Origin of the sequence: Chryseobacterium sp. ISL-6, assembly GCF_018613715.1 — a bacterium.
Lineage (GTDB): Bacteria > Bacteroidota > Bacteroidia > Flavobacteriales > Weeksellaceae > Chryseobacterium > Chryseobacterium paludis.
Genome location: NZ_JAGGPT010000006.1, coordinates 978,719 through 1,003,669 on the forward strand (window position 1 = coordinate 978,719; position 24,951 = coordinate 1,003,669).

The 24,951-nt window shown below is 33.8% G+C and carries 25 protein-coding genes; 17 read left to right on the forward strand and 8 right to left on the reverse strand.

From position 1 onward, the window contains the following. The first annotated feature begins 6 nt into the window (after positions 1–6). A complete protein-coding gene (locus J7E44_RS15325; RefSeq protein WP_214831241.1) occupies positions 7–1,872 on the forward strand; it encodes a M1 family metallopeptidase in 1,866 nt (621 codons plus the stop codon). Between the two features lie 37 nt (positions 1,873–1,909). Here J7E44_RS15325 and J7E44_RS15330 read toward each other — a convergent pair whose 3' ends face one another. The 6 genes from J7E44_RS15330 to J7E44_RS15355 all read right to left on the reverse strand — a co-directional run bounded on the left by J7E44_RS15330 (position 1,910) and on the right by J7E44_RS15355 (position 7,640). Continuing rightward, positions 1,910–3,289 (reverse strand): phosphatase PAP2 family protein, encoded by a 1,380-nt coding sequence (locus J7E44_RS15330; RefSeq protein ID WP_251040589.1) that lies wholly within the window; start codon positions 3,287–3,289, stop codon positions 1,910–1,912. Positions 3,290–3,396: 107 nt separating this feature from the next. Further along, on the reverse strand, positions 3,397–4,401 hold the full coding sequence (locus J7E44_RS15335; RefSeq protein WP_214831242.1) for a zinc metalloprotease: 1,005 nt from the start codon (positions 4,399–4,401) through the stop codon (positions 3,397–3,399). A gap of 607 nt (positions 4,402–5,008) precedes the next feature. After that, a complete protein-coding gene (locus J7E44_RS15340) occupies positions 5,009–5,647 on the reverse strand; it encodes a response regulator transcription factor (protein WP_214831243.1) in 639 nt (212 codons plus the stop codon). Next, positions 5,644–6,429 (reverse strand): sensor histidine kinase, encoded by a 786-nt coding sequence (locus J7E44_RS15345; RefSeq protein ID WP_214831244.1) that lies wholly within the window; start codon positions 6,427–6,429, stop codon positions 5,644–5,646. Before J7E44_RS15345 ends, J7E44_RS15340 begins: the two co-directional genes overlap by 4 nt. Then, positions 6,408–7,055 (reverse strand): hypothetical protein, encoded by a 648-nt coding sequence (locus J7E44_RS15350; protein ID WP_251040590.1) that lies wholly within the window; start codon positions 7,053–7,055, stop codon positions 6,408–6,410. Before J7E44_RS15350 ends, J7E44_RS15345 begins: the two co-directional genes overlap by 22 nt. Positions 7,056–7,094: 39 nt before the next feature. Further along, positions 7,095–7,640 carry a hypothetical protein gene (locus J7E44_RS15355; protein ID WP_214831245.1) on the reverse strand — a complete coding sequence of 182 codons (546 nt, stop codon included), beginning with the start codon at positions 7,638–7,640 and terminating at the stop codon, positions 7,095–7,097. Positions 7,641–7,914: 274 nt separating this feature from the next. Between J7E44_RS15355 and J7E44_RS15360 the strand changes: the two genes are divergently transcribed. Continuing rightward, positions 7,915–8,796 carry a hypothetical protein gene (locus J7E44_RS15360; protein WP_214831246.1) on the forward strand — a complete coding sequence of 294 codons (882 nt, stop codon included), beginning with the start codon at positions 7,915–7,917 and terminating at the stop codon, positions 8,794–8,796. A 62-nt stretch (positions 8,797–8,858) separates the two neighbouring features. Here J7E44_RS15360 and J7E44_RS15365 read toward each other — a convergent pair whose 3' ends face one another. Together J7E44_RS15365 and clpB are read right to left on the reverse strand one after the other, a co-directional pair. Beyond that, positions 8,859–9,008 (reverse strand): hypothetical protein, encoded by a 150-nt coding sequence (locus J7E44_RS15365; protein ID WP_214831247.1) that lies wholly within the window; start codon positions 9,006–9,008, stop codon positions 8,859–8,861. Positions 9,009–9,162: 154 nt separating this feature from the next. Beyond that, positions 9,163–11,757 (reverse strand): ATP-dependent chaperone ClpB, encoded by a 2,595-nt coding sequence (gene clpB, locus J7E44_RS15370; RefSeq protein WP_214831248.1) that lies wholly within the window; start codon positions 11,755–11,757, stop codon positions 9,163–9,165. A 373-nt stretch (positions 11,758–12,130) separates the two neighbouring features. Between clpB and J7E44_RS15375 the strand changes: the two genes are divergently transcribed. The 15 genes from J7E44_RS15375 to J7E44_RS15445 all read left to right on the forward strand — a co-directional run bounded on the left by J7E44_RS15375 (position 12,131) and on the right by J7E44_RS15445 (position 24,911). Further along, positions 12,131–12,709, forward strand: coding sequence for a TetR/AcrR family transcriptional regulator (locus J7E44_RS15375; protein WP_214831249.1), 579 nt, complete (start codon positions 12,131–12,133; stop codon positions 12,707–12,709). A 278-nt stretch (positions 12,710–12,987) separates the two neighbouring features. Beyond that, positions 12,988–14,307, forward strand: a complete 1,320-nt coding sequence (locus J7E44_RS15380) for a phenylacetate--CoA ligase family protein (RefSeq protein WP_214831250.1) — start codon at positions 12,988–12,990, stop codon at positions 14,305–14,307. Beyond that, complete coding sequence (locus J7E44_RS15385; protein ID WP_214831251.1) at positions 14,304–15,389, forward strand: 2Fe-2S iron-sulfur cluster-binding protein; 1,086 nt, start codon at positions 14,304–14,306, stop codon at positions 15,387–15,389. The genes J7E44_RS15380 and J7E44_RS15385 overlap by 4 nt, the downstream gene beginning before the upstream one ends. 76 nt (positions 15,390–15,465) lie before the next feature. Continuing rightward, positions 15,466–16,404 (forward strand): 1,2-phenylacetyl-CoA epoxidase subunit PaaA, encoded by a 939-nt coding sequence (gene paaA / locus J7E44_RS15390; protein WP_214831252.1) that lies wholly within the window; start codon positions 15,466–15,468, stop codon positions 16,402–16,404. A gap of 118 nt (positions 16,405–16,522) precedes the next feature. Beyond that, the gene (gene paaB / locus J7E44_RS15395; RefSeq protein ID WP_214831253.1) at positions 16,523–16,804 is read left to right on the forward strand and encodes a 1,2-phenylacetyl-CoA epoxidase subunit PaaB; all 282 of its coding nucleotides are present in this window, start codon (positions 16,523–16,525) and stop codon (positions 16,802–16,804) included. Position 16,805: 1 nt separating this feature from the next. Next, positions 16,806–17,555, forward strand: coding sequence for a 1,2-phenylacetyl-CoA epoxidase subunit PaaC (gene paaC / locus J7E44_RS15400; RefSeq protein WP_214831254.1), 750 nt, complete (start codon positions 16,806–16,808; stop codon positions 17,553–17,555). 19 nt (positions 17,556–17,574) lie between these two features. Further along, positions 17,575–18,039 carry a 1,2-phenylacetyl-CoA epoxidase subunit PaaD gene (gene paaD, locus J7E44_RS15405; RefSeq protein ID WP_214831255.1) on the forward strand — a complete coding sequence of 155 codons (465 nt, stop codon included), beginning with the start codon at positions 17,575–17,577 and terminating at the stop codon, positions 18,037–18,039. Positions 18,040–18,153: 114 nt separating this feature from the next. Beyond that, positions 18,154–18,954 (forward strand): enoyl-CoA hydratase/isomerase family protein, encoded by an 801-nt coding sequence (locus J7E44_RS15410; protein ID WP_214831256.1) that lies wholly within the window; start codon positions 18,154–18,156, stop codon positions 18,952–18,954. Positions 18,955–19,080: 126 nt separating this feature from the next. Beyond that, positions 19,081–20,214 (forward strand): 3-hydroxyacyl-CoA dehydrogenase NAD-binding domain-containing protein, encoded by a 1,134-nt coding sequence (locus tag J7E44_RS15415; protein ID WP_214831328.1) that lies wholly within the window; start codon positions 19,081–19,083, stop codon positions 20,212–20,214. A gap of 1 nt (position 20,215) precedes the next feature. Then, a complete protein-coding gene (locus J7E44_RS15420; protein ID WP_214831257.1) occupies positions 20,216–20,533 on the forward strand; it encodes a hypothetical protein in 318 nt (105 codons plus the stop codon). Between the two features lie 2 nt (positions 20,534–20,535). Next, entirely contained in the window at positions 20,536–20,949 is a 414-nt protein-coding gene (locus tag J7E44_RS15425; RefSeq protein ID WP_214831258.1) for a PaaI family thioesterase, read from the forward strand. 68 nt (positions 20,950–21,017) lie between these two features. Then, entirely contained in the window at positions 21,018–22,223 is a 1,206-nt protein-coding gene (gene pcaF, locus J7E44_RS15430; RefSeq protein ID WP_214831259.1) for a 3-oxoadipyl-CoA thiolase, read from the forward strand. 118 nt (positions 22,224–22,341) lie between these two features. Then, a complete protein-coding gene (locus J7E44_RS15435; RefSeq protein ID WP_214831260.1) occupies positions 22,342–22,935 on the forward strand; it encodes an acyltransferase in 594 nt (197 codons plus the stop codon). 2 nt (positions 22,936–22,937) lie between these two features. Beyond that, positions 22,938–23,765 carry an alpha/beta hydrolase gene (locus tag J7E44_RS15440; RefSeq protein WP_214831261.1) on the forward strand — a complete coding sequence of 276 codons (828 nt, stop codon included), beginning with the start codon at positions 22,938–22,940 and terminating at the stop codon, positions 23,763–23,765. Positions 23,766–24,065: 300 nt separating this feature from the next. Then, on the forward strand, positions 24,066–24,911 hold the full coding sequence (locus J7E44_RS15445) for an aspartyl protease family protein (RefSeq protein ID WP_214831262.1): 846 nt from the start codon (positions 24,066–24,068) through the stop codon (positions 24,909–24,911). Positions 24,912–24,951 lie beyond the last annotated feature (40 nt).

Here is a 24,951-nt window from a genome sequence, read left to right on the forward strand (position 1 = left end):
TAAGATATGAAGAGACTGCTTTTTGGATGGTTAATGGTTGCTTCGGTGCACCATTTTTCAGGTCAGGAATTATACATGCCAAGAAATATAAAAAAAGCATATGAAAATGGAACACGCGACATTTCAGGGGCTCCAGGAAAAAACTACTGGCAGAATAAAGGAATATATAATGTTGAGGTAAAAGTAGATGCTAATACAAAAGTAGTTTCTGGAAAAGAAACCATTACTTATACTAATAATAGCCCAAATGATTTACAGTCACTGGCGATAAGATTTGTAAATAATCTTCATAAACCGCAAGCTCCAAGATCTGGCTTTGTATCAAAGGACTTCTTATCTTTAGGTTTACATATTAAATCTTTCATTGTAAATGGAGAAAAATACAATGTAAATAGTGACGATTGGGGGACTGTCGAAAGTGTCAAGCTACAAACTGTTTTAAAATCGAAATCAAAATCTGAAATCAAAATAGAATGGGAATATCCTTTATCTGTACAAAGTGGAAGAGAAGGGCAAATTGATCCTGAGACTTTTTATGTAGCTTATTCTTTCCCTAGGATTTCTGTATATGATGATTATAATGGTTGGGATGTGCTTCCACATTCAGACAGGCAAGAGTTTTATAATGATTTTAATGATTATAACTTTGCGATTACTGCTCCTAAAAATTATGTAGTTTGGGCAACCGGAGATTTTCTGAATCCTGATTCAGTGCTGCAGCCAAATTATTTAAAGAGATACAGATCTTCATTAAAAAGTGACCAGGTAGTTCATATTGCCAATCAGGAAGAAATGAAATCAGGAAAGGTAACCAAGCAAAATAAATGGAATATCTGGAAATTCAAAGCCAGCAACATTACTGATTTTTGTTTTGCTTTAAGCAATCATTACGTTTGGGATGGAGCAAGTGTTCAGCTAAAAACAAAAAGAGCCAGTGTGCAGGCTGCTTATAGAGCTGAAGCAAAAGATTTTGAGCATTATGTAGATTGGATGCGCTATAATCTGGATTGGTTTTCAAAAAATTGGCCTGGTGTAGAATATCCATACCCTGTAATGACTGCCATCCAAGGGTATGCTGATATGGAATATCCAATGATGATCAATGATAGCAGTATTCCTGATGATTTTCAGGATGCAAGATTAACGGCCGATCACGAAATTGCTCACACTTATTTTCCTTTTTATATGGGAATTAATGAAACCCGTTATGCTTTTATGGATGAAGGTTGGGCGACAACATTAGAATATTTAATAGGGATTGATGAAAATGGAGAAGCAAAAGCAAAAGAATTTTATAAAAATTTCAGAGTAAAAAAATGGATCAACGATCCATCTACAGAACAGGATCAACCTGTTATAACCATGAGTACCCAGGTAAGTGGTTCAGGATATGGAAACAATTCGTATGTTAAAGCTTCTTTATCATATTTGGCCCTGAAAGATTATTTAGGAGATGATTTGTTTAAGAAAGCTCTACATCACTATATGGATAATTGGAATGGAAAACATCCGATCCCATGGGATTATTTTAATTCTATGAACACAGGATCTGGAAAAGATCTTAATTGGTTTTGGAATAACTGGTTCTACAGCAACAATTATATAGATCTGAAAATTACAAAGGCAGCTCAGGAGAACGATCTACTTACTGTAAATATAGATAATATTGGTGGGTTTGCTATTCCATTTGATGCGGTAATAAAGTATGATGATGGTGGTGTTGAAAATCTACATTTTACCCCTTCTCTATGGGAGAAAAATCAGAAACAAACTGCTTTAACGATTCCAATCAAAAAGAAAGTGAAGGAAGTAAGCCTGGACGGAGGTCTATTTATGGATTATACTCCGGAAAATAATTCTAAAAATTTATAAAAAATAAGCCTTCAAATTTTTGAAGGCTTATTTTTTACTAAAAGTAGGCTGTCAATCTTAATCCTACTGTAAAATATTTAATTTTTTCTTTGGCATAAACCCTGTTAAATACTTCATTCATCTCGTCGTCATCCTTTACAATATCACTGAAGTTATAGGACATCGTAGATTTCAATTGATTATAATCTGCATATACGGTAATTCCTAATTCAGGATTAAGCTTATAGGTAAGTGCACTTCCAAAATTCCATCGGAAAGCATTTGAAGGCTTATAAGAGGCGACTTCAAGTTCGTTATTTGGATTATCAATGTGTTCACTTTTTACAAATATTTTTCCGCTAGCCGGTGTTGAGTATCCTGCGGTAGCTTTTAATGTTATTTGCCAGTTTTCTGAAAATTCATGTGAGAAATAGGGGCCGATTCCGAAATTCAGGAACCCTAAAGACTGAGTTGTTACATCAAAATTTTCATAATGCTCTTCGTCATCTAATGTTAATCGGATAGGTTTTATGGGAAAACTGCTAAAACTCATATCTCCACCGATGCCCCACTTTTTTGAAAAAAAATAGGCACCTTCCAATCCCGCCTCGAAACCAATTTGTTTTCGATCATCCAATTCAGATTCTTTAAGGAAATTGGTAGTAGCCAAAGCGGATCCTAATTTTATGGAAAGAAAGGAAGGATTTCCGTTGCTTTCTATTCGGGAAAGTAAACTTAAGTTATCACCTTTATTTTTATAAATCTTATCAATAAAAAAATATCCTAATTCTGTTGAGATAATCCCTATTCCGGCACCAGCCAGAATATCCGGCATCCAATGTCTGTTATTGAGGTTTCTGCCCAGACCAGTAAGTGTTGCAGCGCTATATCCACCAATACTATAGGCAGGATTTACAATTCCATATTCCTTATGTAAAAAGCTCGCATTAGTGAAAGCCATTGCTGCGTGTCCTGATGGAAAGGAATTTTTTGCCGAGCCATCCGGGCGTTCGACTTTTGAGGTGTATTTTATAGAATTCACGATAATGCCCATAATTGCAATACTGGTTGCATATGATAGGGTGGCTCTTCCAATGTTATTCCGTCCTTTAACCCCTGCTATTTTTAGTCCATATACTGTTGCTGCGGGCGCATACTGAAGGTAATCATCAAAGGTTGCTTTAAAAGCCGGAATATAACGATTTCGGATTTCCCGGATGTTTTCCCGTTCTCCCCAAGTTGCTGCTGTTGCTGCAAAAAGTAAAGTAGGGGCAATTGATTTTTTTACCCATTCTTTTTGTAGGAAAGTCTTTTTCTCTGAAATAGCAATATCTGAAATGATATATTGCTGATCCTTCTTAAGTTGGAGAGTATCCTGAGCTTTATAAAAGCATAATGTTAGCAACATGCAGGATGCTAATGCTAATTTATTCATCATTGTGTGTTTTTGTGTAGTTTAATTTTGAATTTAAACCGATATCAAAAGTATAAAAAAAAGTCCCTTCTCAAAGCTGAGAAGAGACTTTTAACATATAAAAAGTTTTTTTAGTTAACTCTTAAACCTGCTCTTGAGCCAGACGAGGCAACTACAGCCTGCATTCTAGTTTTTTGACCTGCTGAAAACATAAACATAGCAGCATCATCTACATAATCCATATAGTTCATGAACATGATAGATCTTGAAACACCACTACATGTATTGTATACAGGATAAGTTGGTTTACCTGCATTATCAGAAGTTTGTGTAGGTGTATCAGCTACAAGGTCATTTCCGCAATTTGCATCTCCCCAAATATGTCTAAGATTTAAGTAATGACCTACTTCGTGAGTCGCTGTTCTACCTAGGTTGAATGGAGATGAGGCTCCAGTTTTTCCAAAATAAGGAGCTGCAATAACTACACCGTCATTCCATAATCCAGCAGATTCTGGGAAAGTGGCATATCCAAGAATTTCTCCTTGGCTGGTTGGCATACTACTTACCACCCAAATGTTAAAATAATTGGTAGGGTTAGTTGCATCTATACCGCCAGTAGACGCTTTCTTCATAGCATCATTATCGCTCCAGCTTGTTTTTGTAGTCGCTTTTCTTACCGTATTTGCTAATTTGAATCTTACTTTTACATCACCTGATTTTACTGATTGGAACTCTGTAGGAATTTTAGTAACATCACTATTTGTTCCTCCATAATCTGCATTTAATACAGCAATTTGTTCTGCGATTCTTGCATCTGAAACATTTTGAGCGGTCGTTTTATATAATACATTCACTACTACGGGAATTTCAACAGTACCATCCGGTAGAACTTTTCCCAGTTTGATATCGTTCATGAATTTTTCTGTATTAGCTTCCAGTGCAGCATATCTTTGTCTAAGCTCAGGATTGTTTTGTAGAGCTTGTTTTCTGATTTCCTCTGAAGGACAGAATCTTTTGCCAGCTAAGCCGGAAGGCTCAGATTTGTTTGAAGGGTTTTCACTTTGATTTGTTACATTGTCGCTGTTACAAGCGGACATGAATCCTAGCGCAAGGATTCCGAATAGTAGTTTTTTCATTAATTCAATATTTATATATTTTGTGGAAAAACGAAATTATATTATTTTGAATTAGTTTGCAAGGTTCTATTTTATCAATTTATAATATTTACTCTGTTTTATAAGTGAATAATATAGTTTTTTACTGCAATTTTTATTGATTTACTCTTTGGTGAAGCTGATTTAGTTTATTTTTGCTATTTTCATAATTTCCATGTATTTTTCTTCAATTTAATTGTAATTATATAACAAAATCTATTATTCATTGCATAATTCGCAAAATATAATTTGGATTGAATTTATTAATGTTCAATTTAGTTTTAGTTTAAAAAAATAACTTTAGATTATTTTAATATTGTAAAACATAGATTTATTTGAAATTTAAATGAATATTTTTAACGAGATGATTTTCGTGATTAGATGAGGTTGAGATTGTAGAATTTTTCAATGATTAAAATTCTAAATGCATTTTTCTGCAATTTTTTAGATCCAAACAGCATCGTTTAATAAAAAAACTTCCTCAGAACGAGAAAGTTTTTAAAGTATTTTTTATTGGGATTAAACAAGATCTTAGCTAAATAGTAAATCATATGTATTCCTATTTTACAATTGGTTTATTGATTAGAAATTAATCGAAACCATTTTTAATAGCAAAGACAGCCAGTCCTACTCGGGTTTTTAGATCTAATTTTTCACAGAGTTGATCTCTGTAGCTTTCTACAGTTCTGGGGCTGCAGCACATCTTGTCAGCGATTTCTTTATAGCTAAGTTCGGTTACAGTATATTTCAGGAACTCTTTTTCACGATCTGAAATCCTCACCGTATCCTTAGATTCTTTCTCATTGTTTAAATTGGAAAAAATAATTCTTGACGCCCACTCGGGATAAAAAAATCCCTCTGTATTAAGTTTAATAAGAGCCGTTTCAAGCTCTTTTGGATGAGTGTTTTTTAGGAGGTAGCCTTTTGCGCCGTTCTTTATCATTTTAATGACACTTTTGTCATCGCCCTGCATGCTTAAGGCCATTACCTTAACGTCAGGATGATTTTCCTTAAGCCAGAGAACAGTTTCAAAACCATCCATAATTGGCATGCTGATATCAAGTAGAATTATATCAGGAATCTTACTGTTGTTTTCAAATTTCTGGATCAGATCCTTTCCATTTTCACAGACATAAATAACTTCAAAGTCTTTAAAATTATCAATAATACCTTCTAGTGCCTTTGCAATAAGGACGTGGTCATCTACGATAACAATTGTTTTTTTCATGGCTGTTTTTTTAAAATAATATTGATACTGGTTCCTTTGTTTTTCAAACTTTCCAAACTAAAATGAGCTCCAATGATCTCAGCTCTGTTTTTCATGTTTGTTAGCCCTATACCATTTGAGGTTATTCTGGATCTGTCAAATCCAATTCCATCATCCTGAATATTAAGTTCCCAAAGTATTTCTTCGGAAGTATTGAGGTTAATGAAAATATTTTTGCAATTGGCATGCTTAATACTGTTTTGAATAAATTCCTGCGTGATTCTCAAAAGAACATTTTTATGCACGAATCCTAAGTCGAGCTGTTTGAAGTTATGATTGAAACTTACATTGCATCTTTTAAAAGCATTGGTATTATCAACCTCTTCCTGAATTAAAGTTACAATTTCCTTTTGGTTGATGTTGTCATCAGTCAATGTTTTTGAGAGGCTTCTTAGATCCTGTAACGATTGATTGATAATTTGTGAAACCTGTTCAATTCGTTCACTTACTTCCGGAACCTTATTTTCATACAAAAGCTGTTGAGTATAAAGACTTACAAGCGTTAACTTCTGCCCTATATTGTCATGAAGCTCACGTCCTATTTGTTGCATTGTAGCTTGTTGAATTTCTAGTTGGGTAGCCAGAAGTTCCTTTTGGTGAATCTCGTTTTTTATTTCAATTTCATTTAAATATTCTTTTTTTCTTTGCTTGTATTTTCTGATGTATACCATAACAGCGGCTACAAACAATACAAAGAATATATTGAATAAGATAATGGTTATTAAGAGTTCTGTTTTCCCCATATGAATGAAATTGAGAATAATAAATACATAATAATTCCAGATATCAAAAAATAGTCAAAATATATATTGAAAATTCCTCTATACTCTCTGATTAAAGTCAAAAATGTCCAGAAAGGTAAAGTTCCAATATAAAATAAAGTTACACCGAGGTTGATATAAAACATTCTGTTTTTTCCAAAACTAAGAATGTTTGAAGAGTTAATCTGTTTATAATATTCCATTACCACCAAGATCATTAGAATAAGACAACCTAAAGTGTAATTTAGAGAAAACATTATTTTATCGGTAGAAAACAGGATCTCACTTGGGATAAATGATACTAAATATAATAAAGATAAGACAATATATAGTTTTCTGTTTTCAAATGATTTTGCGGCATATAACCAATAAAAAAATATAAATTGAATAGGAATTACAAAATAATTATAAAACGCAGCTTTATTATATTCCATAACTAAATCACCCCATTTTCCCACTGCTTCACACAAGAAAATAAAGATTAAATAGAACATAAAGTATTTCCAATATTGATTTTTGATCTTATTGTAAGACAAAATGGATGTAAAAGCTGCTAGACCTTCTACCCAGAACATAGATTCTTGTATTACTTTTTGGAAATCAGTCATTATGTGTACTACTATTTAAATAATTGTTTATTGAGGGCTTTAAAATAATTCTGACTTGGTTCCGTCAGGTGGAATTAGATTTCCGTGATTTTGTGCAAGTCCTTCTTCTTCAATAGGAGTTTCTGCATTACGGGATTTCAATGCCATCGCCATTGCGTGGCCATTAGATGCTAAAGGATTAAAATCATAATCCAAAAGATCCCCATTTTCATCTTCTTTTTTCAAAGTGGGAACCATTACTAAAGTATGTCTTTCTGCATATTCTTTTGGAACAGTATGGTTTTCCATAATTGCCCAATTTTCAGATTTAGGATAAGCGGCATAATAAAATCTGATACCAAGATCATTATCAGTAGTTGTCGGGTCAATTTTTTTAGCTTCAGTTTCCAGGTCAGCAATGAATTTTTTCAGTTTTGGTAGATCAAACCAAATAGAGTGGGCGTCGTTCATTTCAAGATTTGAATTAATAGCTTGTAACTGATTGTTACGATAATTATTGATCAGTTCTTGAATAAAAGATGTGGTCATGGTGTTTGGAGCGCTAAGCGTTTCAATATCACCTTCGAAGATAGGTTTTGTTTCCATAATGTTAGTTTTTAACACATTGTTAGTTAGTTCTGCAAATCTCGGAAAAATTTTATGTTAAATAACAGGTGTTTTTCCTATTTATTATCCGTGATTTTACGGATTTCTTTTTTTTTATTTGCATACTGCTATCCTTATCAAAAATGAAGTGTCCTAAAAATTGCTATATTGCTTTTTAATATTGAGTTAGTCTTATTTTTTTGCGAAAATAACCAATTTATTATATATTATTTCTACGAAATTGGATATATTTACTATCGAAAAAAAAATCATTTTGAAAACAAAAATTTTTAGCATAGGTTTTATAAGCCTTTTATCGGTTTGGATGCTATTTCAGTCATGTAATGGTGATTCTGAAAATGACTTGTCCAAAGGTACAGTGGTTTCGCAAGATTACAAGAATCAGTTGATTAATAGTAAAACTGCGCAAACACTTGGAGATAATTATTTAGCTAATAACTATACTTTATTATTAGGAAGAAGGACGGCTAAAGGACTATCTGGTGAGGATGCCAGACAGGTGGTTTATCCAATAGAAGTTTTAGAAGCATATGTCGATCATGTGAAGTTAAAAGTAGGAGATGATGCCTTAATTGGAGTTAATATTGGACAATATCCTGCAAATAATGTGATAGATAACCATCAGAGACAAGGTTACAAAGGATATCAGACCATGTATCTAATGTCTTATAAGACAGCTAATGATACTATTTCTCCAAGTAATTGTGTTGAAGCAATGAATCATGGTAATCTTATTCCACCAGATGCAACAACAAATAAAAATGATATTGTAGATAAGAATTTTGAAAATTATTTAATTGCTGACGACGCAGCTGCGCTTTTGTATGATACGTATACTTTTAATAATGAAAAAACATTAGATGCACAGGGTGTAGAGGTAAAAAGACAATACTTTTATAGTGTTAATGTGCTAAAAGGATATCTTCAATATGTGAAAGAAGAAGCGGTGGCAAAAGGAATTACTGAGGTAAACATTTCTATCAATATAGGTCAGAATAGCTTCAGTTCAGATATGACAAGTAAAGGAAAACAAAAAGGAGGTAGTCAGTGTATCTATTTTACAGCATTCCCAAAAGGAAGTGATATGAAAGATATGGTAAGTAATCCTCTTAACAGTCTTTCTGCACTTAAATAATTTGTATAAAATTAAAAGTGGCGAAAATTTTATTTTCGCCGCTTTTTTTATAAGATAATTTTTTAAACACATGGATATTTTCTGAAGTCTTTGCATGTATTGTCAGAAGTACAACAAAGATTGGGTGGACAGCCGCCGCCAATGTCACAATAGATAGGAGCCGGTCCAGCTCCAGTGATTTTCTTTAAATGATGTCTTTTTAATTTTTTCATAATAGTTCTTGTTTTAATTACATTAATTTTTTGGTCATTGTAAATGTATGAATAAGTATCTATCATGTGAGTTATTTATTAATAAAAAATAAGTGCTGTAAATTTTGTTTACAGCACTTACTACAAAAATAATATATATATGAAAAAAACTACTTTATTTTTCTGCTGGTCTGAAAACCAGTCCTGTTTCCTCGAAATAATCTAAAGTGATTCTATCACCGTCATTTACCGTTCCTGCAAGAATCTCTCTTGATAATTTATTTAAAACTTCCTGTTGGATTACTCTTTTTAAAGGTCTAGCTCCAAATGCAGGGTCATATCCTTTATTCATCAGGTAATCCACAGCATCCTGAGTTGCGGTCATAATAATGTTTCGTTTTGCTAACATATCATTGAAGCCCCTTAATTGATACTGAACGATTTTTCCAATTTCTTTTTTTCTTAAAGGCTGGAATAGTACCACTTCATCAATTCTGTTTAAGAATTCAGGACGTAATGTTTGTTTTAATAAATCAAAAACTTCGTCTTTCGTTTTATCTACAATTTCATCCTGGTTTTCTTCAGTGATATTTTCAAAATTCTCCTGAATTAAGTGTGAACCTAAATTCGAGGTCATAATAATAATAGAATTTTTGAAATTCACGACACGGCCCTTATTATCTGTCAGACGTCCATCATCTAAAACCTGCAACAGAGTGTTGAAGACATCAGGGTGCGCTTTCTCAATTTCATCTAAAAGTACCACAGAATAAGGTCTTCTTCTTACTGCTTCCGTTAACTGTCCGCCTTCATCATATCCAACATATCCAGGAGGCGCTCCTACCAATCTTGAAACAGAATGACGCTCCTGATATTCACTCATATCGATTCTGGTCATATTGTTTTCATTATCAAATAAGAATTCTGCTAAAGCTTTAGCTAATTCAGTTTTACCAACTCCTGTTGTTCCTAAGAAAAGGAATGAACCAATTGGTTTTTTTTCATCACTTAAGCCCGCTCTGTTTCTTCTGATCGCATCAGCTACTGCCTGAATAGCTTCATCTTGTCCTACTACTCTGTGGTGAAGTTCAGTTTCAAGATGTAATAATTTTTCTCTCTCGGACTGTAAAAGTTTTGTTACAGGGATTCCTGTCCACTTTCCAATTACTTCCGAAATATTTTCAGAGGTTACCTCTTCTTTGATCAGTTCATTCTGATGGTTTTGCATTTCTAATTCCAGTTTCTGCAAAGCATCTTCTTTCTCCTTGATTTTTCCGTATTGAATTTCTGCTACTTTAGCATAATCTCCTGCTCTGGAAGCTCTTTCAGCTTCTAACTTAAGAGATTCTATATCTTTCTTGATTTGAGTAAGATCCTCACTTTTTTGTTTTTCTTTTAACCATTTAGCATTGATCTCATTCCTCTGCTCAGAAATTTTTGAGATATCTTCTTTTAAATGCTCTATCTTGGTTTGGTTACCTTCTCTCGAAATGGCTGCCAATTCAATCTCCATCTGCATCAGTTTTCTATCTAAAACATCCAGTTCTTCGGGTTTTGAATTGATTTCCATTCTTAATTTTGCAGAAGCTTCATCAATAAGGTCAATGGCCTTATCTGGTAAGAATCGATCTGTGATATATCTTTGAGACATCTCAACGGCAGCAATAATTGCTTCGTCTTTGATTCTTACTTTATGGTGAGCTTCATATTTATCTTTAATACCCCTAAGAATAGAAATTGCAGACTCTGTATCCGGTTCATCAACCATTACTTTTTGGAAACGTCTTTCAAGAGCCTTATCTTTTTCAAAATATTTTTGATACTCATTTAAAGTTGTTGCTCCAATGGCTCTCAACTCTCCTCTTGCCAAAGCCGGTTTCAAAATATTAGCCGCATCCATAGCACCTTCTCCACCGCCAGCACCTACCAGTGTATGAATCTCATCGATGAAAAGAATGATCTGTCCGTCTGATTTTATAACTTCATTAACAACAGATTTTAAACGCTCTTCAAACTCTCCTTTATATTTAGCACCCGCAATTAAGGCACCCATATCCAATGAATATAATGTTTTATCCATTAGGTTTTCGGGAATATCCCCAGATATGATGCGGTGAGCAATTCCTTCAGCAATAGCTGTTTTACCAACACCAGGTTCACCGATTAAGATCGGATTATTTTTAGTTCTTCGGGAAAGAATCTGTAATACGCGACGAATTTCTTCATCACGCCCGATTACTGGATCCAGTTTTCCTTCGGCTGCTAGTTCATTGAAGTTTTTAGCATATTTATTTAAGGATTGGTAAGTCTCTTCTGAACTTGCTGAGCTCGCCTTACTTCCTTTTCTTAATTCTTTAATAGCACCTTCTAATAGATTTTTGGTCACGCCCATATCCTTGAGCATTTTAGAAACTTCAGAGTTTGTTTCCAAAAGTGATAACCATAAATGTTCAATCGTTACATATTCATCACCCATTTTTTTTGCAATGTTCGGTGCGTCCAGTAAAACTTTATTGGCAGATTGTGAAAGGTAAATGTTTCCGCCCTGAACTTTAGGAAGTTTTTCTAAATTTTCTCGGTTACGCTCCCTTACCAGATTTGCATCTGCTTCAGATTTTTTTAATAAGAAAGGTGAAATATTTTCATCTACCTGAAAAATTCCTTCCAGTAGATGTTGAGGTTCTATGCTTTGATTGCCAAATTCCATAGCAACTTGCTGGGCTGCCTGGATGGCTTCTTGTGATTTTACAGTATATTGATTTAAGTTCATATTTTATATTTTTGAGTTGATTTAAGCAATTTAGATTTCAGACATCAGATTTCAGACCATAAGACCTTGAATTAAAATAAATTTTAAAATCTTTTATCTAAAGTCTGATGTCCTAGATCTAATTTTAATCATTTAATTCGAGTACCATATCGCAAAAACTGTTCAATTATTGAATTTTCAAATATTTAGGACAAAATTTCCGAATATTGCATTTTGAGCTGCGCTTTCACTAGACAAAATTTCCATTTTTTAAAAATCAGTTGTAAATTTTGACATCTCTTATAGTCTTATTATGATTAAAAAGAGTATCTAAAAACTTTATAGACCAAAAATCTACAGTTTAAATCAAAAAAGTTACTTTTGTATTTTACTGATGGAGCTTAAAGAAAAACAAAGAAAAATATTAGACGAAGCCGTTCAGCTTTTCAAAGAGAAAGGTTATATGGGTAGCTCTGTAAGAGACTTGGCTACCAAGCTGAATATAAAGGCTGCTTCCTTGTATGCACATATCCGATCTAAAGAAGAGATTCTTGAATGGATCTGTTTTGGAATTGCACAAGATTTCTTCGTAGAGCTGGAGGAAGTACAAAACACGGATCTCAATCCAAAAGATAAATTGAATTTATTTATTGATAAACATTTATCTATTGTGCTTAAAAACCCTGATGTTACCCATATTTATTCCAATGAATGGAAACATCTTGAAGAAAGGCTTCCTGAATTTGTAGAATTAAGGAAGAAATATCAGCAAGAAGTTGAACAATTAATTTCTATGATCTATAAAGCTGAGAATTGGGAATTAAAATCACCTGTTTTTACGACTAGATTTATTCTTCATACTTTAAACAATTCCTATTTCTGGTTTAAAAGAAATACAGAATCGACTACTGAAATTACCGATGAGATCAGGAATAAGATACTTTTTGGGCTTCTTGGAAATGAAAAACAATAGGCTTAAGGATTGAAATCTTCAATTTAATCTTTTTCATTCTGACTGAGAAAATCTAAATACTAAATTGTATAACTAAAGATCCTCCACTGTATTCCATTCTGAATGACAAGTTAAATGAGAGATTTTATAGGAGATTCAAATATCATTTATTGTTGAAATTCCGCACTGTTTTCGGATAAATTATTTAGAACTATTCAAAATATGACGAAAATCATAAAAATTTTGTCAGCTCCCAAAATCTTTTTAAATTTACACCTAACAAATGTTAGTTAGTTTTTATGGATTTTTCAGTTGAATATTTAAAACTCGACCAATTGAGACAGCTCCAATCTGAAAGATTGGTGAATTTGGTCAGTTATCTTGAGGACAGATCGGATTTTTATAGAAAGAAATTTAATGAATTGGGAATATCACCTCAGGAAATAAGGTCAATTGAAGATATTTCAAAACTACCAATTACCTATAAACAGGATTTAAGAGATAACTATCCTTTCGGATTATTTACGGTTCCAAAAAATGAGTTACAAAGAATTCATTGCTCGAGTGGAACAACAGGAAAGCCAACAGTAGTAGGATATACCAAAGAAGATGTTGATCTTTTCAGCGAGGTGGTTGCAAGATCATTAAATGCTGCAGGTGCAAAACCAGGGATGCAATTGCATAATGCATATGGTTATGGAATTTTTACCGGCGGACTTGGGCTTCATTATGGAGCTGAAAAATTAGGAATGAGTGTTCTTCCTATTTCTGGAGGAATGACCACAAGGCAGGTAGATCTAATCATGGACTTTAAACCGGAAGTAATTTGTTGTTCACCATCCTATGCGCTGACAATTGCTGATGAGTTTGCTAAAAGAGGAATTTCTGCAGCGGAGATTAGTTTAAAATATGCTGTTTTAGGATCAGAACCCTGGACGGAAATTATACGACATCATATTGAAGAGAAACTAGGTGTTCATGCAACCAATATTTATGGATTGAGTGAAATTATTGGACCTGGAGTCTCCATGGAAGATTTTGAAGAAAAAGGAGGTTCTTATATCTGGGAAGATCATTTTTATCCGGAAATTTTAGATCCGGTTACAAAGCAGCCGGTTCCTTTTGGAGAAGAAGGGGTTTTAGTGATCACTACCTTAACGAAAAAAGCAATGCCTCTTTTAAGATATTGGACAAATGATATTACAAGTCTTTATTACGATGAGAACGCTAAAAGAAGTATGGTTAAAATGAGACCTCTTCTGGGAAGAGCCGATGATATGCTGATTGTAAGAGGAGTGAATGTATATCCAAGTCAGATAGAAGAAGCTTTTTCACATGTACAGGGAGTGGTTCCGAATTATTATCTTACACCGATTGAAAAAGAACAGATGTGTGTAGCTCTGGATATCGACCTGGAAATTGATGATGATTTTGTGAAATCTGAGCAACTTGAAATAAATACCGATGATTATGTTATTTTTGTCGGAAACTTTGGAAAAAATATAGAAAACGAAATAAAGAAAAGAGTAGGAATTACAACGAAAGTTAGAATTCATGCTCAAGACAGCTTGCCAAAATGCGAGGGTGGAAAAATTAATAGAATACTTAAGAAAAAATGAATTCATTTTATAAACTAAAAACTGTAAAAGTTCAGAAAGATACCGATGAAGCTGTAAACGTTGCGGTAGAAATTCCTGAAGAGTTGAAGGACAAATTCAGATTCAAGCAAGGGCAGTATCTTAACTTCCGGATGATGATTGATGGAAATGAAGAGAGACGTTCTTATTCTATCTGCAATGCTCCAAGTGAAAAAAGCAACACGTTGGAAGTATTGGTAAAACTTTTAGAAGGTGGAAAAGTTTCAGGATATTTTAATGAACATCTTCATATGGATGAACTGCTGGAAGTGATGCCACCAATGGGAGGTTTTAACACCAGCTATCATCCGACGAATACAAAGACCTATGTTGGTTTAGCGGCGGGAAGTGGAATAAGTCCGGTTCTTTCCAATATCAAAGAAAGTCTTTACCAGGAACCTGACAGTAAGGCTTATCTGTTCTATAGTAACAGAAGCATGAATCATGTTATGAAAAAGGGTGAAATAGACAAATTGGTTGAACATTTCAAAGGAAGACTAAGTGTAGTTTATCTTGTAAGTCGTGAAAAACATGAAGATCCAATTTTTGAAGGAAGAATTTCTCCGGAAAAATTAGATCATTTATTTGAAAGATATACGGATATTGATGTTAAAGAGGCTACTTATTTCATCTGTGGACCTGCGGAAATGATCAAAGGAATTTCTGATTATTTAAAGAAAGATAAAAAAGTACCCGCTATTCAGGTTTTATTTGAATACTTCACAGCTCCGGACGATGAAAATTCTGAAGAAATGAGTGATGAGTTCAAGGCGATTGCCAATATAGAAAGTATGGTAACGGTCATTATTGATGACGATGAATATTCATTCCACCTTAATTCTAAAAAAGAGAGTATCTTAGATAAAGCATTGAAAGACAATCTTCCTGTACCTTTTGCTTGTAAGGGAGGAGTTTGTTGTACGTGTAAAGCGGAAGTTTTAGAAGGAGAAGTTTTCATGGAGAAAAATTTCGCGCTTACCGAAGATGAAGTAGCAAGAGGATTTGTTCTTACTTGCCAATGTCACCCTACAACGAATGTGGTGATGCTTAATTATGACGTTTAAATTGTATTAACGATTCATTGTAAAAAGTATTCATGAATACCTAGGTACTTTTTACATTTTACAAAAAACAAAAGATATGGACTTAGAAAAATTTGTTCAATACGTTCACGAAGAGAATAAAGTAGAACCAAAAGATGTAATGCCTGATGATTACAGAAAATTATTGGTTCGTCAGATTTCACAGCATGCACATTCTGAAATTGTTGGGATGCTACCTGAAGCGAACTGGATCTCCAGGGCTCCTTCATTAAGAAGAAAAATGGCTTTGTTGGCTAAAGTTCAGGATGAAGCAGGACATGGTTTATACCTTTATTCTGCAACTGAAACTTTAGGAAACGGAACTATCAGAGCTGACAGAGATGCTACTTATGATGATATGCTTGAAGGGAAAGCGAAATATTCGAGTATTTTCAATTATCCTACCTTAAGTTGGGCAGATATTGGTGCGATCGGTTGGTTGGTAGATGGCGCAGCTATTATGAACCAGGTCATGTTGATGGGAAATTCTTATGGTCCCTATTCAAGAGCAATGGTGAAAATCTGTAAAGAAGAATCTTTCCACCAAAGACAGGGTTATGAGATTTTAATGGCGCTTTGTCGTGGAACAAAACAACAGAAAGAAATGGCTCAGGCTTCTTTAGATCGTTTTTGGTGGCCGGCTTTAATGATGTTCGGACCTAATGATGACAGCTCGCCAAACTCTAAAATTTCAATGAACTATAGGGTAAAGCGTGAGAGTAATGATAGTCTTCGTCAAAGGTTTATCGATGTTACCGTTTCTCAGGCTGAATTCCTTGGATTAACAGTTCCGGATAAAGATTTGAAATGGAATGAAGAAAGAGGTCATTACGATTTCGGAGAGCTTCCATGGGATGAGTTCATGACGATCCTAAAAGGGAATGGACCATGTAACAAGAAAAGATTACAGACGAAGGTAAAGGCTCAGCAGGAAAATCTTTGGGTAAGAGAAGCGGCAGCAGCTTTTGCGGAAAAACAACAAAAAGAAGTAATATAAATAATATAACAATATACCAATGTAAAAATATAACAATTCTATTGTCATTCAGAGCAAAGCGCAGAATCTTCAATTGGTAACAGTTATATGGATGCATTGTTAAATTTATAATTTGACTATGGCAAATTTAGATATGTGGGAAGTGTTTATTCAGACTAAACCGGGTTTATCTCACAAACATGTTGGAATTGTACAGGCACCAACAGCAGAAATGGCTTTGCAAAATGCAAGAGACGTTTATACAAGAAGAAAAGAAGGAACCTCTGTGTGGGTAGTTCCAAGTAAATATATAGTAACTTCAGAAGGAGTTGATAAGGAATCTTTTTTTGATCCTGCAGATGACAAATTATACCGTCACCCAACTTTTTATGATATTCCTAATGACGTAAAAAACATGTAAGATGAGTGCACTATTCAATTATTTATTAAAATTAGCAGACGACAGCTTCATTATGGGACAGAGATTGTCTGCATGGTGTGGTGAGGGTCCGTATTTGGAAGAGGATATTGCATTGACAAACATTGCTTTAGATGAATTAGGTCAGGCCAATAACTTTTACGTTTATGCATCAAGAGTTGCTGATAATGGAAAAAGTGAAGATGATTTGGCGTTTTTAAGATATGAACATGAGTATCTAAATGCACATCTTACAGAACTTCCCAATGAAGATTACGCACAAACGATTCTTAAAGTATATGTTTTTTCTGTATATCAGAAACTAATGTATGAAGCGTTGTCAAGTTCTGCAGATGAAGAACTTTCTGCAATTGCTCAGAAATCTTTTAAAGAAGTTAGATATCATTATACACATACTGCATCTTGGATGAAAATTTTCGCTCAGGGTACAGAAGAAAGTAAAGCCCGTTTGGTGAAAGCGATTGAAAATATCTGGGAATACACAAAAGGGCTATTCGCAAAAGTAGAAGGAGAAGATGATTTAATAGCTTTAAATATCACTCCGAATGTTGATGAACTATACAACCAGTTTATTGCGATCACGGAAAAAGATTTTCAGGATTTTGGCCTAGAGTATCCAAAGGATCATTTTATGCAGCCAAAATCAAGAACTGGATATCATACAGAATATTTTGGATTCATTCTTTGTGAATTACAATATATGCAGAGAGCTTATCCAGGATGTACTTGGTAAACTATATTAAACTCAGAAATTGAACCAGCTTTTAGATTTATTAAAAACAGTCCCAGATCCTGAAATTCCGGTTATTAATATCGTGGAATTAGGAATCGTGCGTGAGGCGAAAGTAACGAGTGAAAATACTTGTGAAGTAATTATTACTCCTACTTATTCGGCTTGCCCCGCTATGTTTACGATTGAAGAAGATATCATGAAAATGATGAAAGAGAATGGTTGGGATGCTAAAGTAGTAACCAAAATGTTTCCGATTTGGACAACGGACTGGTTAACAGATGAAGCAAGAGAAAAGCTTCGTGTTTATGGAATTACACCTCCTGAAAAAGGAGCAGATGAACATCATATTGGGAAACCAAAAAAATGTCCCCGTTGTGGTTCTATGAATTCAAAACAGATCAGCAGATTTGGATCCACACTATGTAAGGCTTCCTATCAATGCTTAGACTGTTTAGAACCTTTTGACTATTTTAAATGCCACTGATTAATGTATTTTTAGTATTATCAATTTAAGTAATGATATACATATAAATCATAGCTTGCTACATTATTTTATATTGTTAAATTAGTGCATTGTTAAATAATAACTTAAAAAACTATGTATACACAACTTGATATTGAAACGCATTTTGACGGAAAGCTAAAAATTGCTTACCTGAATCAACCTGATACTATGAACGCGCTTACAAAGCCATCTTTATCAGATTTAAAAGATTTTATTAAATCTTGTAATGAAGATGATACCGTAAGATGTGTGGCGATTTCCGGAAGAGGAAGAGCATTTTGTTCAGGCCAAAATTTAGATGATGCTTTCGTACAGGGTAATGAACACCATGATAACGATATCATTAGAAAAATAGTGGTGGATTATTACAATCCTCTGGTTACAGAAGTAACGCATTGCAAAAAACCTGTTATTGCATTGGTAAATGGACCTGCTGTGGGAGCTGGTGCAATGTTGGCATTAATCTGTGACTTTGTTTTAGCAGTTGATAAATCTTATTTTGCTCAGGCATTTTCAAATATCGGACTGATTCCTGATACAGGTGGAACTTACTTTTTACCTAAGCTACTGGGAAGACAGTTAGCAAATTATTTAGCTTTCACAGGTAAAAAATTATCTGCAGAAGAAGCAAAATCTTACGGACTGGTTGCTGAAGTTTTTAATGAAGAGGAATTTGCTTCGAAATCAATGGAAATTTTAGAAAAAATGGCGAATATGCCAACGGCAGCTATTAAATTAACTAAAAAGGCTTTTGCTCAATCATACAATAACACATTGAAAGAACAGCTTGAATTAGAAGGGGATTTACAGCAGGAAGCAGCAGAAACTGAAGATTTCATAGAAGGTGTAAATGCCTTTTTACAAAAAAGAAAACCTAATTATAAAGGAAGGTAAAAATTTCGTATTAAAGTATTCATGTGAAATGTATTTATGATTCTAGCTTGAATTTTAAATATCAAGATTTAAAGTCTGAATTTTTACATGAATACTTTTTACATAAATACATTGTACAAAAAAGAAATGAATGTAGGAATTATCGGTGCCGGAACTATGGGGATAGGCATCGCACAAGTAGCCGCAACGAACGGGTGCAAAGTTTGGGTATATGACGCCAATCCAAAACAGGTAGAAACGGCAACTGTAGGTTTGGAAAAAACATTAACCAAACTGGTAGATAAGCAGAAAATTTCAGCAGAAAAGATGACTGAAATTTTAACAAATATTTGTATCGCTACAGAATTAAAAGATTTCAAAGACTGTGAATTAGTCATTGAGGCCATTATAGAAAATAAAGAAATCAAAACCAAGGTTTTCACAGAATTAGAAAGTCATGTTTCTGAAAATTGTGTCATTGGTTCCAATACATCATCCATTTCTATCACCTCTCTTGGTGCAGAATTAAAGAAACCTGAGCGTTTCATAGGAATTCATTTTTTCAATCCAGCACCATTAATGCCTTTGGTTGAAATTATTCCCTCTTTATTAACAGAAAAATCTTTAGCAGAGAAAATCTATAACCTCATGAAAGAATGGGGAAAAACACCAGTGATTGCAAAAGATATTCCCGGGTTTATTGTTAACAGAATTGCCAGACCTTATTATGGAGAAGGTTTAAGAATTGTTGAAGAAAATATGGCAACACCGGAACAGGTGGATGATGCCATGAGAACTTTAGGGAACTTTAAAATGGGACCGTTTGAACTAATGGATCTGATTGGTGTTGATGTTAATTTTTCGGTAACAACTACTGTTTACAAAGATTATTTTAATGATCCTAAATACAAACCTTCTTTATTGCAACAGCGTATGTCTGAAGCTAAGCTTCATGGCAGAAAAACAGGAAAGGGCTTCTATGATTATGCTGAAGGAGCAGAGAAACCTGTTGCTCAAAAGGACGATGCATTATATCAACAAATATTTTTACGAATTATTTCTATGTTGATCAATGAAGCAGTTGAGGCAAAAAGATTAGGTGTTGCTAATGATGAAGATATCGAATTGGCAATGCAGAAAGGGGTAAACTATCCGAAAGGATTACTAACCTGGGGAAAAGAAATAGGATATTCAAAAATTTCCGAAACCTTACAAAGTCTTTATGAAGAATATCAGGAAGAAAGATACAGACAAAGCCCACTGTTAAAAAAACTTTTTTAGTTTGGATAATAAGAATCAGATAATAGATTTAGAGGTATTCAGAGTTGAATTGGAACTAAGGCTCCTAAATGAAAAACAATATTTGATTCAGGAACTTTCTTTGATCGAAGATTTTCAGGAAAGACTTGAATTATTAGGAAAATTTAATGATAAATATAAAGAGCTTATAAAAAGAATGGCCAATGAAAATGGGATTGATTTAAAATCTCTTTATCAATCTGGAACTCTTTCGTATGAGCAGATAATTCTTGGTAAAACGATGGGCATTTATGACAAATTGGTGGAAGAATTATATGAAGAAATAACAAGCGTAAATTAAAAATGAATCCGAGACAAGTTGCAGATTATATGCTCGATCAGGATTATTTCTCCCAATGGATGAATATCAAAATGATTGAGGTAAAAGAAAATTATTGTTTAATAGAGATGCCCATCAAAAAAGATATGATTAATGGGCTTAAAACGGTTCATGGAGGGGTTACATTTGCTTTTGCAGATTCCGCATTGGCCTTTTCGTCCAACAATACCGGAGATGCAGCTGTTGCGCTGAACTGTACGATCAATTTTACTAAAGCTGGAAAAGAAGGTGATATATTCAGAGCAGAAAGTAAATTGGTTAACAATACGAGAAGAACAGCGATCTATGATATTTTGATCACCAATCAAAACGAGGAGTTGATTGCAAAATTTGTAGGGACCGTTTATAAAATTGGAAAAAAAGTAACAGAATTATAAAAAGATATGAGACATCAGATGAGCGTTTGTCTAAAATCTGAAGTTAGTATCTAAAAATCTAAATAAAAATGAATAACGTTTACATCATAGATTATATCAGAACTCCTATTTCAAAACTACAGGGAGGTTTATCAGAAGTTAGAGCCGATGATTTGGCAGCAGTGGTTATCAAAGAAATTATTGCCAGAAACCCTGAAGTTCCGGTAGAAGAAATTGAAGATGTTATTTTTGGATGTGCCAATCAGGCAGGAGAAGATAATCGTAACGTAGCAAGAATGGCTCTTTTATTAGCCGGGCTACCTTATAAAATAGGTGGTGAAACCGTAAATAGACTTTGTGCTTCAGGTATGTCGGCTGTTGCCAATGCGTTCAGATCTATTGCTTCTGGTGAGGGAGAAATTTATATCGCTGGCGGAGTAGAACATATGACCCGTTCACCGTATGTAATGTCAAAACCAAGTGCAGCTTTTGGAAGAGATAGCCAGATGTTTGATACCACTTTCGGATGGCGTTTTATCAACCCTAAAATGAAAGAACTATATGGTGTTGATGGAATGGGAGATACTGCTGAGAATCTTGCAGATATGCATAATATCAGTAGAGAGGATCAGGATAAATTTGCGCTTTGGTCTCAACAAAAAGCTACAAAAGCCCAGGAAAGTGGAAGATTGGCAGAAGAAATTGTAAAAGTGGAGATTCCACAAAGAAAAGGAGAGGCTAAGATTTTTGATAAGGATGAATTTATTAAACCAACTTCATCTATGGAAGGTTTGGGGAAACTTCGTCCCGCTTTTAGAAAGGAAGGAACTGTAACAGCTGGAAATGCTTCTGGAATGAATGATGGTGCTGCAGCACTTATTTTAGCAAGTGAAGAAGCGGTTCAGAAATATGGTTTAAAACCAAAAGCAAAGATCTTAGGATCAGCTGTAGCCGGTGTTGAGCCAAGAATCATGGGAATTGGTCCTGTAGAAGCTACACAAAAACTATTGAAGAGATTAAATCTTTCATTAGAAGACATAGACATCATTGAATTGAACGAAGCTTTTGCTGCACAAGCTTTAGCAGTAACAAGAAGCTTAGGATTAAAAGATGATGATACAAGAGTGAATCCAAATGGAGGCGCAATTGCCATTGGACATCCACTTGGTGTTTCAGGAGCAAGAATTATTGGTTCTGCAGCAATGGAACTTCAAAAGCAAGATAAAAAATATGCATTATGTACCCTTTGTATCGGTGTCGGTCAGGGATATGCAATGGTTATTGAAAAAATTTAGCTTACTAATGTAACGATCTAACAATGTATCAGTGTAACAATATTGATGTAATGTTGAAATGTTAATATTGTTCACTGGTAAACTGATACATTGTTAAAATAAATTAATTAAAAATACGATGAACATCTATTCATATCATGGGATCCGTCCGGTAATCAAACCATCGGCGTATATTCATCCACAAGCTGTGATTATTGGTAATGTGGAAATTGGCGAAGAAGTTTATATAGGACCCAATGCTGTCATTCGTGGAGATTGGGGTAAGATTATTATAAAAGATGGAGCTAATGTTCAGGAAAACTGTACACTCCATGTTTTTCCAAATATTGAAACTATTTTAGAAGAATCTGCTCATATTGGTCATGGGGCGATCATCCATTCAGGACATATTGGTAAAAATTGTTTGGTTGGAATGAATGCTGTGGTAATGGATAAGGCAGTGATTGGTGCTGAATGTATTATTGGAGCTTTAGCCTTTGTTCCTGCCAATTTCGTATGTGAACCACGAAAGTTAATTGTTGGAAGTCCTGCAAAGGTTATTCGTGATGTCTCTGATGATATGATTCGTTGGAAAACAGAAGGGACGAAATTGTACCAGGAATTAGCAAGAGAAGGAAAAGAAGCTATTTTGCCTTGTGAACCATTCTCTGAATTTGTAGAACAAACACCAACCAAAATTGTAGATTACAGTATTTGGGCAGATATTAAGTAATTATGATCAAAAAGATTTTCATCCTGTGTAGTATTTTGTTTGCATTTCATTCGGCGATTTTAGCACAGAATGGAACAATAAAGCCACTTGCTATCGGGGAAATTAGAACGTTAAAGTCTAAAATATTAAATGAAGAAAGGACTTTAAACATTTACCTCCCTCAAGGTTTTGATAAAACAAAATCATATCCGGTTATTTATTTACTGGATGGAAGTATAAAGGAAGATTTTATTCATGTATCGGGATTAGTGCAGTTTTTTAATCAGATGTATGCGATGCCGGAAACTATTGTTGTGGGAATTGCAAATGTGGACCGAAAGAGAGATTTTACATTTCATACCGATTTAAAAGACCTACAAAAAGATTATCCTACAACTGGGCATTCCGATAAATTCATTAGTTTTTTTGAAAAAGAATTAAAACCATATGTAGAAAGTCAATTTAAAACAAGTGATACATATTTGTTTGGACAATCTCTTGGGGGGCTTTTGGCAACTGAAATTTTATTGAAAAAACCTGAAATGTTCAATAATTATTTTATCATCAGTCCAAGTTTATGGTGGGATGATGAAAGCCTTTTAAACCAGGCAAAAGAATTACTTAGCAAATCACCAGATACGAAGAAGTTCGTGTATATCTCTGTAGGTAAAGGTGAGCACCCTGTTATGATAAAAGATGCAGAGTCTATTTATGATGTTCTTAAAAATTCGGGTAAGAAAAACTGGACCATAGAATATAAAATGATGGAAGGGGATAACCATGCTACTATCTTACATAGAAGTTTGTATGAGGGACTGGTGAAATTATTTCCTTATCAAGAACCAAAATAGGTAATATTAAAATAATGAATAATATCCTTAGTAAATATTGGTATTTGATTTTGATGGTATTTATTACAATCAATTTTCTAGGATTTTATTTCATGGAAGAATCAATTGGTATTTCCGATGCTTTAGAACATGCAGAGTCGAATGAAATGATTCAAAGGTTTAAAGGTAAAGATTTTTGATATTCCAGTAGTAGCTCATTGTTTTTAGTTTTAGACATCACAATTATTTTATTGGTGGGTTATCTACTAATAATTAAACTTTTAAAATTAAATAAAAATTAATAAATCTAAGCTGTTTATCATGAAAAGACTCTTATTAATATTAACCTTATTTTTGAGTTTTATCTTAAATGCTCAAAATTCCATTCCGTTTACACTTAATGAGTATGGGCATATTATGATTAAGGTGAAGGTGGATAATGTCGAAGGTAATTTTATATTTGATACAGGAGCTGGGCTTAATGTGTACTTCGAAAAATTTGCGAAAAAACTGGCAAAAAAAGAATCTTATAATTTTTTTGTAGGACATAGAGCGACAGGAGAAGCTATAGATTGTCCGCTTTATCGGTCTGAAAATCTTGTAATAGGGAAAAATAATTTCAAAGATCAGACTTATAGTACTTTTGATGTAGATTTTCCCAATATAGATGGCTTGATCTCTCTTCATACATTTCAGAATTTACCAGTGACCATTGATTATGAAAAAAGCGAATTGGTCTTTGGAGATATAAAAAATTCAGACAAGAAAAAATTTATTGATATACGGATAGCCGATGAGGCAGGTAAAGCAATTGATATTTTTACGAATGTAAAAGTAAATAATAAAATCACTATTCAGGTCTCTCTGGATTCTGGATCAGGAAAGGGAGCTTATAGTTTTAGTTCACGCTTTTTAGATGTCTTGGGATTAAATAAAGCTGATTTTAAAACCATAGAGGCAAAGAGTGATTTTAATAATGAAAAATCTAATAAAGTATATAATGGAAGTGTTGCAGAAATTGCGACCGTAAATGGGCTGGCTAAAGTTGAGAATCCTAAAGCTCGTTTTGTGGATGGGCTCATATACGAAGGTATAACAGGTATTGACTGGATTGGAAAAAAGATTACAATCAGTATTCCAGATAAGAAAATATACATTATAAAATAAATAAGACAAAATCTATATTTACAGTAAACTCTGTTTTAAA